General features: G+C 70.9%; 11 protein-coding genes. 7 read left to right on the forward strand and 4 right to left on the reverse strand.

Features of this window, described 5'->3' with window-relative positions; all coding sequences use genetic code 11:
* Positions 1 to 70 precede the first annotated feature (70 nt).
* From SLINC_RS11745 to SLINC_RS11755, 3 genes are read left to right on the forward strand one after another with little or no spacing between them, the layout of a single operon-like run.
* The gene (locus tag SLINC_RS11745) at positions 71 to 883 is read left to right on the forward strand and encodes an AAC(3) family N-acetyltransferase (protein WP_067445245.1); all 813 of its coding nucleotides are present in this window, start codon (positions 71 to 73) and stop codon (positions 881 to 883) included.
* A gap of 30 nt (positions 884 to 913) precedes the next feature.
* Positions 914 to 1,837 carry an ABC transporter ATP-binding protein gene (locus SLINC_RS11750; RefSeq protein ID WP_067430474.1) on the forward strand — a complete coding sequence of 308 codons (924 nt, stop codon included), beginning with the start codon at positions 914 to 916 and terminating at the stop codon, positions 1,835 to 1,837.
* Positions 1,834 to 2,601: an ABC transporter permease gene (locus SLINC_RS11755; protein WP_067430477.1), complete on the forward strand. Its 768-nt coding sequence runs from the start codon at positions 1,834 to 1,836 to the stop codon at positions 2,599 to 2,601. The genes SLINC_RS11750 and SLINC_RS11755 overlap by 4 nt, the downstream gene beginning before the upstream one ends.
* Here the strand turns inward: SLINC_RS11755 and SLINC_RS11760 are convergent, their stop codons facing one another.
* Positions 2,602 to 5,964, reverse strand: coding sequence for an ABC transporter substrate-binding protein (locus tag SLINC_RS11760; RefSeq protein WP_067430482.1), 3,363 nt, complete (start codon positions 5,962 to 5,964; stop codon positions 2,602 to 2,604).
* A 147-nt stretch (positions 5,965 to 6,111) separates the two neighbouring features.
* On the opposite strand from SLINC_RS11760, the gene SLINC_RS11765 reads away from it, so the two are divergent.
* The gene (locus SLINC_RS11765) at positions 6,112 to 7,038 is read left to right on the forward strand and encodes a hypothetical protein (RefSeq protein ID WP_152039036.1); all 927 of its coding nucleotides are present in this window, start codon (positions 6,112 to 6,114) and stop codon (positions 7,036 to 7,038) included.
* 103 nt (positions 7,039 to 7,141) lie between these two features.
* Positions 7,142 to 8,149, forward strand: coding sequence for a COX15/CtaA family protein (locus tag SLINC_RS11770; protein WP_067430490.1), 1,008 nt, complete (start codon positions 7,142 to 7,144; stop codon positions 8,147 to 8,149).
* A 16-nt stretch (positions 8,150 to 8,165) separates the two neighbouring features.
* Here the strand turns inward: SLINC_RS11770 and SLINC_RS11775 are convergent, their stop codons facing one another.
* The 3 genes from SLINC_RS11775 to SLINC_RS11785 form a co-directional block, all read right to left on the reverse strand.
* Entirely contained in the window at positions 8,166 to 9,272 is a 1,107-nt protein-coding gene (locus SLINC_RS11775; protein ID WP_067430492.1) for an amidohydrolase family protein, read from the reverse strand.
* An 82-nt stretch (positions 9,273 to 9,354) separates the two neighbouring features.
* Positions 9,355 to 9,711, reverse strand: a complete 357-nt coding sequence (locus SLINC_RS11780) for a hypothetical protein (RefSeq protein ID WP_067430494.1) — start codon at positions 9,709 to 9,711, stop codon at positions 9,355 to 9,357.
* Between the two features lie 93 nt (positions 9,712 to 9,804).
* Complete coding sequence (locus SLINC_RS11785; RefSeq protein ID WP_067430497.1) at positions 9,805 to 10,761, reverse strand: heme o synthase; 957 nt, start codon at positions 10,759 to 10,761, stop codon at positions 9,805 to 9,807.
* Between the two features lie 354 nt (positions 10,762 to 11,115).
* Between SLINC_RS11785 and tkt the strand changes: the two genes are divergently transcribed.
* Both tkt and tal read left to right on the forward strand, forming a co-directional pair.
* Complete coding sequence (gene tkt / locus SLINC_RS11790; RefSeq protein WP_067430501.1) at positions 11,116 to 13,203, forward strand: transketolase; 2,088 nt, start codon at positions 11,116 to 11,118, stop codon at positions 13,201 to 13,203.
* Positions 13,204 to 13,237: 34 nt separating this feature from the next.
* Entirely contained in the window at positions 13,238 to 14,356 is a 1,119-nt protein-coding gene (gene tal / locus SLINC_RS11795; protein WP_067430504.1) for a transaldolase, read from the forward strand.
* Positions 14,357 to 14,367 lie beyond the last annotated feature (11 nt).

Here is a 14,367-nt window from a genome sequence, read left to right on the forward strand (position 1 = left end):
CCTGCGCAAACGATCTCTGATCGATCAAATGGGTGGCATCACCGGGCCCGGTCCGGGACACTCCGGAGACATGCCCACACCCCCTCCGACCGGCCCACTTGTCACTCGCGACACCATCGCCTCGGGATTGCGCGACATGGGCGTCCGCCCCGGCGAAACCCTCCTCCTCCACTCTTCCCTGAGCGCGCTCGGCTGGGTCTGCGGAGGCTCCGTCACGGTCGTCCGGGGAATTCTCGACGCCCTGGGCCATCAGGGCACACTCGCGGTCCCCACCCAGACCGGCGACCTCTCGGACCCGGCCCTGTGGAGCAGTCCGCCGGTGCCCCGGGAGTGGTGGGAGACGATCCGGGCCACGATGCCCGTCTACGACCCTCTCCTCACGCCCTCCCGCGGAGTCGGCGTGATCCCGGAGACCGTGCGGACCTGGCCGAGCGCCCGGCGCAGCGCGCACCCGCAGACCTCGTTCGCCGCCGTGGGCCCGCGCGCGGCGGAGATCGTCGACGGGCACGCGACCGACTGCCGTCTCGGCGAGCGGAGCCCTCTGGCCCGGCTGGAGGCGCTCGACGCCCGGGTGCTGCTGCTCGGCGCCGGCTACGGCACCTGCACCGCCTTCCACCTCGCCGAGTACCGCATCCCCTCGCCGCTGGTGAAGGTGGGCCGCCCGGGCCCGGCGGGCTGGGAGGTGGTGACCGAGGTGTCGATCAGTTCGGACCGGTTCGACGAGCTGGGCTGGGACTTCGAACGGGACCGCCCCGTCGTACGGGGACGGGTGGGCGCGGCCGACGTACGGCTGTTCCCGATCGCCGACGCGGTGGCGTACGCGCGGCGGTGGCTGGCCGTGCACCGGCCCCGTGAGGAGGAGATCGCGCACCCGCCGCTCTGAGGCCCGCCGCACGAACCTAGACTCGGGCCCATGCGAAGTGAGCCCGTGGTCCAGGTCCAGGCCCTGGTGAAGCGGTACGGCACGAAGACCGCGGTGGACGGCCTCGACCTGGTGGCCGAAGCGGGTGTGACCGCCGTACTCGGTCCCAACGGTGCGGGCAAGACGACCACGGTGGAGAGCTGCGAGGGATACCGCCGACCCGACTCCGGCACGGTGCGTGTGCTGGGCCTGGACCCGGTCCGACAGTCCCGCGAACTGCGTCCCCGCATCGGCGTGATGCTCCAGTCCGGCGGGGTCTACTCGGGCGCGCGGGCCGACGAGATGCTCCGGCATGTAGCGAAGCTGCACGCCCATCCGCTGGACGTGGACGTGCTCATCGAGCGCCTGGGACTCGGCGGGTGCGGCCGGACGACGTACCGCCGCCTCTCCGGCGGCCAGCAGCAGCGCCTCGCGCTGGCGATGGCGGTGGTCGGCCGCCCGGAACTGGTGTTCCTCGACGAGCCGACCGCCGGGCTGGACCCGCAGGCCCGTCGCGCCACCTGGGACCTGGTCCGCGATCTGCGCGCCGACGGCGTCTCGGTCATCCTCACCACGCACCACATGGACGAGGCCGAGCAGCTCGCCGACGACGTCGCGATCATCGACGCGGGCCGGGTCATCGCCCACGGCTCCCCGGAGGAGCTGTGCCGCGGCGGCGCCGAGAACACCCTCCGCTTCTCCGGCCGCCCCGGCCTGGACGTGGGCTCCCTGCTCAAGGCCCTGCCCGCGGACTCCTCGGCGGCCGAGCTGACACCGGGCTCCTACCGGGTCGTCGGCAAGGTCGACCCGCAGCTCCTCGCGACGGTCACCTCCTGGTGCGCCCAGCACGGCGTGATGCCGGAGAGGATCTCGGTCGAACGGCACACCCTCGAAGACGTGTTCCTGGAGCTGACCGGCAAGGAGCTGCGCTCATGACGGTAGGTACCTTCACGCCGAGGCCGGGCGCGGCCCCCCTGGGGCGCATGATCATGGCGCAGGCCGCGCTGGAGACGAAGATGCTCCTGCGCAACGGCGAGCAGCTGCTGCTGACGGTCGTGATCCCCACGCTGCTGCTGGTGCTGTTCAGCACGGTGGACGTCGTGGACACGGGCGCGGGTGAGGCCGTGGACTTCCTGGCCCCCGGCATCCTCGCGCTGGCGGTCATGTCCACCGCCTTCACCGGCCAGGCCATCGCCACGGGCTTCGAACGCCGCTACGGCGTCCTGAAGCGCCTCGCCTCCTCCCCGCTCCCCCGCTGGGGCCTGATGACCGCCAAGACGATCTCCGTACTGGCCACGGAGATCCTCCAGATCATCCTGCTGACGGTGATCGCCCTCACCCTCGGCTGGTCCCCGCACGGCAACCCCTTCGCCGTCCTGCTCCTCCTGGTCCTCGGTACGGCCGCCTTCTCCGGCCTCGGCCTGCTGATGGCCGGCACCCTCAAGGCCGAGGCCACCCTCGGCGCCGCCAACCTGGTCTTCATCCTGCTGCTCGTGGGCGGCGGCGTGATCGTCCCACTGGACAAGTTCCCGCCGGGCGCGCAGGACGTACTGGGCCTGCTACCGATCACAGCGCTGTCGGAGGGCCTGCGCGATGTGTTGCAGCACGGGGCGGGGGTGCCGTGGGGCGACCTGGGAATCCTGAGCGTGTGGGCGGTTCTGGGACTCGCGGCCGCCGGCAGGTTCTTCCGCTGGGAGTGATCAGCGGACCCACATCTGGGAGACGAGGGGGCCGAAGCCGAGGGTGGTCTGGTAGTTGCCGAGGCGGGTTGAGGTGAAGGAGACCTGTTTGACGTTGGCCACCGGGATCCAGACGGCCTCGTCGACGGTCATGCGGTCGACCTGCTCCCACAGTCGACCGGCCCGGGCGGAGTCGGAGACCTCGGCGGCCTGGGCGGAGGCGACGAGGCGGTCGAAGGCGGGGGAACAGTACTCGGCGAGGTTCGGGTTGTTACCACCGTCGGCCGGACGAAAGCCGTCGCAGGTGAGGCTGGGCGTGAAGTACGTGGAGGCGGACGGATAGTCGGGCCACCACGCGTTGAACATCAGCTGCGCCCGCGTACGTGAGTCCCCCACGGTGTCCCAGTACGTCTCGTCCTTGGGCAGGACGTGCAGGGTGGCCCGGTAGCCGAGTTCCTTCAGGAGGTCCACGAAGTAGGAGGCGACACGGCGGGGCGACTCCACGCTCCAGGTCCACACGCCGACCTCCATGCCCACGGTGCCCGACGCCTTGACCAGCTCCCTGGCGCGATCGAGGTCGGGTCCGGACCACCGGCCGCCGGGGCCGGGGGCGCGCGTGTACGGACAATAGGGGCGGTAGCCGGGATACCCCGGCGGCAGGGTCTGGCAGGTCACGGACGCGATCTCACGCCCACCCATCAAGGTCACCAGCCTGTTGCGGTCGACGGCGTAGGAGAGGGCCTGGCGGACCCGCTTGTCGTCGAAGGGCGGCACTCGGGTGTTGAAACTCTCGTAGATCATGAGGAACGCGGGGTCGGAGCGGAGCCGGCCCGGGTAGCGCACGGCGAGCCGCCGCAGGTCGAGCAGTCGGGGATGACTGTTGAGATAGATCGCGAGGTCCGCCCGGCCGGCGTTGACCTCCGCGATCTGTTTCTCGGCCGTCGCGACCGTCCGCCAGCGGATGACGTCGGCGTAGCCCTCCGGCTGGGCGACATGGGACCACTGCCGGAAGTGCGGGTTCCGTACGAGGGTGAGCTGCTTCCCTTTCCGGTATTCGGAGATCCGGTACGGACCGGTCGAGGGAACGGGCCGGTCGCCGACGCCCTCGTCCGAGGTGCCCGGTGGCGTCGGTACGACGAACAGAGTGAGCTTGCCCAGGAAGTCCGGGTCGGGCTCAGTCAGCCGGAAGGTGACCGTGGACGCCGTGTCGTCGGTGACGATCCCCCGTGAAAGGTCGCAGCGTTCGGGGTGGTCCAGGCACGCGGCCCCGCCGATGACCCTCGTGAAGTACACGGGGTTTCCCCCGCCGACGGTCAGCACCCGCTCGACGCCCCGGCGGAAGTCCGAGGCCTTGACGAGTCTGCCGTCGGAATAGCGGATCCCCCGCCGCAGGGTGAAGGTGTAGGTGCGCCCACCGTCGGCGGGTCTCGGGAGTTCGGTCGCCAGGTCCGGGATGAGCGTGAGTTCCGAACCGCCGGGCACCTGACGCCACCCGACGAGATGGTCGTAGACCACGCTGAGCGCGAGGACCGCCTCCCCGACATAGACGTTCGCCGGATCGATACCCGCCTCGGCGGCCCCGCCGAACCCCAGCACGGTCAACGTCCCGCCCCGATGCGCCGCCGAGGCGAACGCCCGCGCCCCCACCCACACCGTCTCCCCGGCCAGCGCCAGCCCCCGCGGCGAACCACCCGTACGTACGGTCCGCACCGGCCGTGCCGTCCGCGGATCCAGCCGCACCACCGTCGCGTCGTACTCGTTGCTCACCCACACCCCGTCCGGCCCCGCCGCCACCGTGCGGGGCCCGTCGCCGACCTCGTGCGAGGTGACGACACCGGAACGCGTGTCGATACGGGAGACGGTGAGTGAGAGCCCGTTGGCGACCCAGACCGCGTCCTCGGTGACGGAGACGCTGCGGGGTCCGGTGCCGACCTGGATCGGTCCACGGGCCTGGCCGGAGGCGGCGTCGACCGGAGTCACCGTGCCGTCCAGGCTGTTGGCCGCCCAGACCGTGTCCTCGCCCACGCCGATGCCGGTGGGCGCCCTGCCCACGGCGACGGGCGGGCCCACCCGCCCCGAGTCGGGGTCGATGCGCCGGACGGCGTTGTCCCCGCTCAGCGCGACCCACACCCCACCGGGACCGGCGGCGACGGCCGAGGGCAGGTTGCCGACGGGCACGGTGTCGACGACCCGGTCCACGGAGGCGTTGATGCGCGAGACCGTGCCGTCGCCGCTGTTGGCGACCCAGACGTCGTCGCCGTCCACCGCCACGGCGACCGGACCGGAGCCGACGGGGATCAACTGAACGGCGCGGGTGCGCGGATCGATGCGGCTGACCGAGTCGTCCCCGCTGTTCGCCGCCCACACCGACCCCGCCCCCCAGGCGAGCCCGTCCGGGCTCTGCCCGACGGGCACGGCAGGACCACCGCCGCCGTGCACGGCGCCGACGGTGTTGGCCTCCAGGGAGACGGGGACGGACCGGGGCGCACCAGCTCCGGAGAGAAGCCCCGTACACAGGGCGGTGATCGCGGCGAAGGAGAGGACCGTGCCCCGGACCCTGCGTCGCCGGGCCGTGCCCGGCGCGCCCGTCCGGTGAGGCGCGGCGACGGTCGGGTCGTGGGCCAGCACCGCCTGATGCACGCGCTGCACCGACTCGTCCGGATCCAGGCCCAGTTCGTCCGCCAGCCGGTCCCGTAACCGCCGGTAGTACGCCAGTGCCTCGGCCTGCCGACCGCAGCGGTACAGCGCGAGCATCAACTGCGCGCACAGCTGCTCCCGCAGGGGGTGGGCGGCGACCAGTTGCTCCAACTCGCCGACGACGGCCGCGTGCCGTCCCGACGCCAGGTCCGTCTCGACGCGCGCCTCGATCGCGGACAGCCGTACGCCCTCCAGGCGCGCCGCCTCACGTCGTACGAAGCCGTAGTCGCCCAGATCCTCCAGGACGGCACCGCGCCACAGCCCGAGCGCCCCGCGGAGGATCCGGCCCGCCTCGGCATGCCGACCCGCGTCGAGCGCCGCCCGTCCCTCCCGGACCGACGCCTCGAAGCGGCCGGCGTCCGTGGCGGCGGGGTCGGTGCGCAGCAGATAGCCGCGGCCCTGCGTCACCAGCACCTCGGCGGGGGCGCCACGGGTCCGGTCCGGCTCCAGGATCCGGCGCAGGTGGAAGACGTACGTCTGTACCGAGGTGATCGCCCCGTCCGGCGGGTCACCGTCCCACACCTCGTCGACCAGCCGGTCCAGCGGGACGACCCGGTTCGCCTCGATCAGCAGCAGGGCCAGCACCGCGCGCTGGCGCGGCCCGCCGAGCGGCAGTGCGGAGCCGGAACGCAGCACCCTGAGCGGGCCGAGCAGCCCGAACTCCGTGACCGTCTGCGTGGCTGACATGGCACATCGCCTCGTTCCAAGCCGGTGCCAAGGCGTTCCAAGCGCCTGTCGAGGAGGGTACCGCCGCCACGCGGTGAGGTGTGACCCAGTTCACGTAACAGCCGCTCGCCGGACGGGCGTTGCGGCCGGATTCCAGGGAGATTCACCATGATCCATGCACTTGCGTCACGCCGTCCGGTGCTCTGGGGCACTGCGTTCGCCCTCTCCGCGGCCCTCGGCGGCCAGAGCCTCATGTCGACGCCGGCGTCGGCCGACCGGCTTCTTGATGAGCCCTCGGCAGTGTCCGGCTACACCTACGTCACGCAAACCAGCGCGTCCAACTCCGACTCCGCGCGTTCGGTCAGTGCACGGTGCCCCCGCGGCAAAGTGGTCCTGGCCGGTGGCGCGCGCATCGTGGGCGGCGGACTGCACGTGCTGCTTCGCGGCTCATATCCAGGCCACTCTTCCTCCAGGCACGAGTGGCTCGCAACGGCGGAGGAAATCCTGGGCGGCACCACGGCCAAGTGGTCCTTGCAGGCCTACGCGGTGTGCGCCACCAAGCCTGCCGGGTTGGCGTACGTTCGAGCCGAGTCGCCCTTCAATTCGAACAGCCCCAAGGCTCACGCCGCCGTCTGCCCCCGTGGGACAGAACTCATCGGTGTGGGCGCGAGGGTCAGGGGCGCAAGCCACAGGGTGGGCATCAACCGCATGACCATCCTCTCCCGGCGCTCCGACTCGGCCAGGGCCGCCGAAGTCGTGGGCACCGATCGGGCGTGGGCCGTAACAGCCCACGCCACGTGCGCCAAGTCACTCCAACAGTCCTTCCGGGAAAGCAGCGTGCGATCTGTCGTCGGCCCGGCCCGGTCGGGGACAGCCTTCGCCAGCTGCCCGTTCGGAAGTCGGGCGTACGGTGTCGGTTTCCAGACCGCCGGCAGCCTGACCACTCTCAACCGACTCGCCCCGATGGAACTGCGTCCGACGCAAATACCGCTCCTCCCGGCCCTCCCGGTCGGAGGGTGGGCAACCGTGTCCGAACTGACCCCCGGGACGCTCAACCAATGGTCCCTCAAAGCCCAGGTCATCTGCATCCGCTGACCCTCCGGCACGGGGGTACGGAGGACAGGGGCGGGGCGCCCGAGGGAGCGCCCCGCCCCTTTGGGCGCCCCCTCGTGAATGCGTGCACAAGCGGCCCCCTACGATGGACGGCGTGCCAAACGTGACCCGCGCCGACGTCGTAGCAGCCGTCCGCAACCCGCTCGCCTTCATCGCCGCACGCTGGACACCGACCCCGAGGACGGTCCGGCGGGCGGCGCTCGCCGCGCTCGTGATGTCGGTGCTCATCGTGGTCACCGGTGGGGCGGTGCGGCTCACCGGGTCGGGGCTCGGCTGCCCGACCTGGCCGAAGTGCACCGACGACTCGCTGACCGCGACGAGCGCGATGGGCGTGCACGGCGCCATCGAGTTCGGCAACCGCATGCTGACGTACGTGCTGTGTGCCGCGGTCGGCTGGGCCATCATCGCCGCCCGCTCGGAGAAGCCGTACCGGCGGAGCCTGACCCGGCTGGGCTGGGCGCAGTTCTGGGTCGTGATGAGCAACGCGGTGCTCGGCGGCATCGTGGTGCTGGTCGGCCTCAACCCGTACACGGTCGCCGCGCACTTCGTGGCGACGTCGGCCCTGATCGCGATCGCCACGGTGATGTGGCAGCGCACCCGGGAGGGCGACGGGGAGCCCCGGCCGCTGGTCGGCAAGGCCGTGCAGCAACTGGTGTGGTTCCTGGTCGCGGCCTCGGTGCTGCTGATCCTGGTCGGCACGGTGGTGACCGGAGCGGGCCCGCACGCGGGCGACTCCAGCGAGGTCGAGCGGATGCCGCTGGACTGGGAGACCGTGAGCAAGGTGCACGCGGTGCTGGCCTGGATCGTGGTGTCGCTGACCTTCGCCCTGTGGTTCGTCCTCAAGGCGGTCGACGCCCCCAGGGTTCCGCTGGCCCGCACCCGCGACCTCTTCCTGATCCTGCTCGCCCAGGGCGTCATCGGGTACGTCCAGTACTTCACCGACCTGCCGGAGATCCTGGTCGGCCTGCACATGCTCGGCTCCGCCCTGGTGTGGATCGCTGTCGTGCGCGTGCAGTTGTCGCTGCGGGAGCGGCCGGAGGTGGTGGCCGACGTGCCGGGCCCCTCCAGCGAGGCGACGCTGACCCGGGCGTGAACACCTGCGCCGTAGCTCAGCGCAAGCCGTAGACGCGCCGCGCGTTTCCCTCCGCGATCAGTCCCGCCACCCGCTGCGCGTCCGTCAGGGACCAGGCACCGTCGGCGACCCAGCCGCCCAGGACCCGGCCGAGCGCCTCGCGGAACAGGCGGGCGCCCACCACGTGGAGTTCGGGCAGGCCCTGGGCTCCGCTGGAGAAGAGGATCTTGCCGAAGGGGGCCAGTTCCAGGATCTCGGCGAGGACGGTCGCGGCCCGGGCGCCCGTGCGGACCAGGGCGGCGCCGGAGTCGGCGTAGACGTGGGGGAAGACGCCGGCGAGATGGGCGGCGTGGCGGTGGTAGGGGTAGCCGTGCAGGAGGACGAGGTCCGTGCCCAGGCCGGCCGTGGCGCGGACGAAGTCCGTCAGGAGCACGGGGTCCGTGCGGTCGATCCGCAGACCGGGCTCGCCGAGACCGGCGTGCAGCTGGAGGGGGCGGCCGGAGGCGATCGCGATCCACAGCAGATGGCGCAGCAGTACCGGATCGCTCAGTTCCCCGCCGACCCGGCGCCCCGCCAGCCAGCGGCCCGCCGCTCCCCGCACCTCCCCCGGTCCCGGCGGCTCGGGGGCGAGCGCGAGTCCGTGCCGTACGCCCGCCACGGAGGTGAAGGCCACGGCACCGGCGGCGGCGGCGTGGACGGACTCGGCGAGGTTGGCGAGGAAGGACTCGACGGTGCCGGAGGTGTCGGCGACCTGTTCGGCCAGGAGTTCGAGCCGCACGATCTCGCGGGCCTCGGCGCCCGCCGCCGAGGCCATCTCGTCGGGCCCGGTGAGGTCCCCGGGCAGTCCGGTGTCGACCAGATACGTCGTGATTCCGCTGCCTCTGAGGAGCCTGCGGCCCGATTCCAGTACGCCGAGTTCACGGCGCCGGGCGAGATAGCGGGCGGGCGGGCAGTGCGGTTCCAGGCCGAGGAGCGGGGGGCACCAGCGGCGTACCGCGAACCCGGTCTGGGTGTCGAACAGCGTCGTCCCGGCCGCGGGCGGACCCTCGGTGCGGGCCAGCTGGGCCTCGAAGGTGCCGAGGCCCAGCTCCGTCCGCAGTACGCCGTGGCAGTACTGGTCCACGAGGGACGGCGTTTCGATCATCCGGGCTCCCCGTGGGACGGACCATGTCCGAGGACCGTGTTCTCCTACGGTCCTCCACGGGGCCTAACGGGTGAACCCGGTGTCAGGTGTTGCTCGGGCCGCCCACCTGGATTCCGGCCATCCGCGTCCACTCGTACGGCCCGGTCCGCACCTTCGCGGCGAACTCCCCGTCGAACTCCTCGTGAACAGTGATGCCGGACTTCGCGACCGCCTTCTCGGCGATGTCGTACGACGGGGCCACCAGGTCGCCCCAGCCGCCGTCCTCGCCGACCAGGACGATCCGGGCGCCGCGCTCGCCGAGGTAGGCCACCTGGCCCTCGGCTCCGCCGTGCTTCTTGGAGAAGGCGCCGATCTGCTTGGCCAGGCGGGCCACCCTGCGCTCGGCCCGCGCGGCCTTCTTGGCGTCGGTGCCCTCGTCAACCTGCTGCGTGTCTGCCATGGCCAGGATGCTACCGACGGGTAGATCAAACGGCGACGGCCGGGGTGCGTGGCCTTGACCACGCACCCCGGCCGGGCCGGTGCGACACAGGGATCAGCGCAGGAAGGGGTCCACCGCGACCGCCACGAACAGGATCGACACATAGGTGATCGACCAGTGGAACAGCCGCATCTCCTTGAGCTTGGCGCCGGTCACCTCGGCCCTGGCCCGGTTCTGGAGGCCGTGCGCCTCCCAGAGCCAGAAGCCGCCGGACAGCAGCGCGACCGCCGTGTAGAACCAGCCGGTGTAGCCGAGCGGCTGAAGCAGCAGCGACACCGCGACCATCACCCAGCTGTAGAGCACGATCTGGCGGGCGACCACCTTGTTGGAGGCGACGACCGGCAGCATCGGCACGCCCACGCGCGCGTAGTCCTCCTTCACCTTCATGGACAGCGGCCAGTAGTGCGGCGGCGTCCAGAAGAACATGACGAGGAAGAGGATGATCGGCGCCCACGACATGGAGTTGGTGACGGACGACCAGCCGATCAGCACCGGCAGGCAGCCCGCGATGCCGCCCCACACGATGTTCTGCGAGGTACGGCGCTTGAGGATCATCGTGTACACGACGACGTAGAAGAGGAGCGCGCCGAGCGAGAGCCAGGCCGACAGCCAGTTGACCGTGAGGCCGAACAGCAGCGTGGAGACGACCGCGAGGGTGATGCCGAAGGCCAGGCACTCGCGCGGGCTGACCATGCCGGTGACCAGCGGGCGCTGCGAGGTGCGGTCCATCAGCGCGTCGATGTCGCGGTCGATGTACATGTTCAGCGCGTTGGCGCCGCCCGCGGAGAGGTAGCCGCCGACGCAGGTCAGCAGCACCAGCTTCAGGTCGGGCACACCCTGCTGCGCCAGGAACATCACCGGAACGGTGGTGATGAGCAGCAGCTCGATGATCCGCGGCTTCGTCAGCTCCACGAACGCCTTGACACGGGCCCCGAACGGCCGGTGACTCGAGCTCCTGCTCTTCTCCCCCAGCACACCGGCTGGACGGGATTCGACGGCCGTCACGCACACCCCTACAGAGACATCCCAGCAAGCCTCGCCCGTGTGAAGTCCCGGTAAAGGCTCGCGCGTACCACGCCACTGTAGACGTTGCCCATACCCCGACATTCGCGGGGGTGGGGTCGTGTTGGGAGGCACCGCGGGACGAGCCCGCCGGCACTCGATTGAGCACTCGAACGAGCAGCACCGTATTCAGTTGCCGAACACGGAACGGCCCGGTGGGGAGGCGGATCCCCGACACTCCCGGCAGTCTGGAACGACTCGAAAAAACGCACGTACCGACGGGGGTAGGCTCGACAAAGGCCGCTGCGCCCCGTGCACCGGCATTCGACATGCGTGACATGTGGAGAGGAGCCCTGACCCAGGGTGAGCACCAAGCCGACCACCGCAGACCTCGAGTGGACCGAGTTGGACCAGCGGGCCGTCGACACGGCCCGTGTCCTGGCCGCCGATGCCGTACAGAAGGTCGGCAACGGCCATCCCGGTACGGCGATGAGCCTGGCGCCCGCCGCCTACACCCTCTTCCAGAAGGTGATGCGGCATGACCCGGCGGACGCCGACTGGGTCGGCCGCGACCGCTTCGTGCTGTCCGCGGGCCACTCGTCCCTGACCCTCTACACGCAGCTCTACCTGGCCGGCTTCGGCCTGGAGCTGGACGACCTCAAGGCGTTCAGGACCTGGGGTTCGAAGACCCCCGGTCACCCGGAGTACGGCCACACCACGGGCGTGGAGACAACGACCGGCCCGCTGGGCCAGGGTGTCGCCAACGCGGTGGGCATGGCGATGGCCGCCCGCTACGAGCGCGGTCTGTTCGACCCGGAGGCCGCGCCGGGCGAGTCCCCCTTCGACCACTTCGTCTACGCCATCGCCGGTGACGGCTGCCTCCAGGAGGGCATCTCCGGCGAGGCGTCCTCGCTGGCCGGCCACCAGAAGCTCGGCAACCTGGTCCTGCTGTGGGACGACAACCACATCTCGATCGAGGGCGACACCGAGACGGCCGTCTCCGAGGACGTCGTCGCGCGGTACGCCGCGTACGGCTGGCATGTGCAGCGCGTCGAGCCGCAGGCCAACGGCGACCTCGACCCGGCCGCCATCTACGAGGCGATCCAGCAGGCCAAGACCGTCACGGACAAGCCGTCCTTCATCGCGATGCGCTCGATCATCGCCTGGCCGGCCCCGAACGCCCAGAACACCGAGGCCGCGCACGGCTCGGCGCTGGGCGACGACGAGGTCGCGGCCACCAAGCGGGTGCTGGGCTTCGACCCGGAGCAGAGCTTCGAGGTGTCCGACGAGGTCATCACCCACACCCGCCAGGCCCTGGAGCGCGGTGCGCAGGCGAAGGCGGACTGGGAGAAGTCCTTCCAGCTGTGGCGCGACAACAACCCCGAGCGTGCCGCCGAGTTCGACCGCGTCCACGCGGGTGAGCTGCCGGCCGGGTGGGAGTCCTCGATCCCGGTCTTCGAGACGGGCAAGGGTGTCGCCACGCGTGCCGCCTCCGGCAAGGTGCTCCAGGCGCTCGGCGCGGTGATCCCCGAGCTGTGGGGCGGCTCCGCCGACCTGGCCGGCTCGAACAACACGACGATCGACAAGACCTCGTCGTTCCTCCCGGCGGACAACCCGCTGCCGGAGGCCGACCCGTACGGCCGCACGATCCACTTCGGCATCCGCGAGCACTCCATGGCCGCGGAGATGAACGGCATCGCCCTGCACGGCAACACCCGTATCTACGGCGGCACCTTCCTGGTGTTCTCCGACTACATGCGCAACGCGGTGCGCCTTTCGGCCCTCATGCACCTGCCGGTGACGTACGTGTGGACCCACGACTCCATCGGTCTGGGCGAGGACGGCCCCACCCACCAGCCGGTCGAGCACCTCGCCTCGCTGCGCGCCATCCCCGGCCTGAACGTGGTCCGTCCCGCCGACGCCAACGAGACGGCGATCGCCTGGCGCGAGATCCTCAGGCGCTGGACCAAGGAGTTCGGCAAGGGCGCCCCGCACGGCCTGGCGCTGACCCGTCAGGGCGTGCCGACGTACGAGCCCGACGAGAACGCGGCCAAGGGCGGTTACGTCCTGTTCGAGGCCTCCTCGGGTACGCCCGAGGTGATCCTGATCGCGACCGGTTCCGAGGTGCACGTCGCCGTCGGGGCGCGCGAGCAGCTGGAGGCCGACGGTGTGCCCACGCGCGTCGTGTCGATGCCGTCCGTGGAGTGGTTCGAGGAGCAGGACCAGGGGTACCGGGACAGCGTCCTGCCGCCGTCCGTGAAGGCCCGTGTCGCGGTGGAGGCCGGTATCGGTCTCACCTGGCACAAGTACGTAGGGGACGCCGGTCGCATCGTTTCCCTGGAGCACTTCGGTGCTTCGGCCGACGGCAAGGTCCTCTTCCGCGAGTTCGGCTTCACCGCCGAGAACGTGGCCGCCCAGGCGCGGGAATCGATCGCCGCAGCCCAGCGCTGACGCTGATACACGACACGTAGGAGATGCAATTTCCATGACAGACGCACTCAAGCGCCTCTCCGAGGAAGGCGTCGCGATCTGGCTGGACGACCTCTCGCGCAAGCGGATCACGTCCGGCAACCTCGCCGAGCTGCTCGACCAGCAGCACGTCGTGGGCGTCACCACCAATCCGTCGATCTTCCAGAAGGCGATCTCCGAGGGCGACGGCTACGACCAGCAGCTGTCCGACCTCGCCGCCCGCAAGGTCACGGTCGAAGAGGCCATCCGCATGATCACCACGGCGGACGTCCGGGACGCCGCCGACATCCTGCGCCCGGTCTTCGACGCCACCGGCGGTCAGGACGGCCGCGTGTCGATCGAGGTCGACCCGCGCCTGGCCCACAACACCAAGGCGACGGTCGCCGAGGCCAAGCAGCTCGCCTGGCTGGTCGACCGCCCCAACACCCTCATCAAGATCCCGGCCACCAAGGCGGGTCTGCCGGCGATCACCGAGACCATCGGCCTCGGCATCAGCGTCAACGTCACGCTGATCTTCTCGCTGGAGCGCTACCGCGAGGTCATGGACGCCTACCTGGCCGGTCTGGAGAAGGCCAAGGAGCGCGGACTGGACCTGTCGAAGATCCACTCCGTGGCGTCCTTCTTCGTGTCCCGGGTGGACACCGAGATCGACAAGCGGATCGACGCGCTCGGCACCGACGAGGCCAAGGCCGCCCGCGGCAAGGCCGGCGTCGCCAACGCGCGCCTCGCCTACCAGGCGTACGAGGAGGTCTTCTCCGGTCCTCGCTGGTCGACGCTGGAGAACGCGGGCGCGAACAAGCAGCGTCCGCTGTGGGCCTCGACCGGTGTCAAGGACAAGGCCTACAAGGACACGCTGTACGTCGACGAGCTGGTGGCGCCGAACACGGTGAACACCATGCCGGAGGCCACGCTGTTCGCCACCGAGGACCACGGCCGGATCCGCGGCAACGCCGTCGCCGGCACCTACGAGCAGGCCCGCGCCGAGCTCGACGCCGTCGAGAAGCTCGGGATCTCGTACGACGACGTGGTGCAGCTCCTGGAGGACGAGGGCGTCGAGAAGTTCGAGGCGTCCTGGAACGACCTGCTCAAGTCGACCGAGGCCGAGCTTCAGCGCCTCGCCCCTTCGGAGGGCTGACATCTTGTCGC

This window comes from Streptomyces lincolnensis (assembly GCF_001685355.1).
Taxonomy (GTDB): domain Bacteria; phylum Actinomycetota; class Actinomycetes; order Streptomycetales; family Streptomycetaceae; genus Streptomyces; species Streptomyces lincolnensis.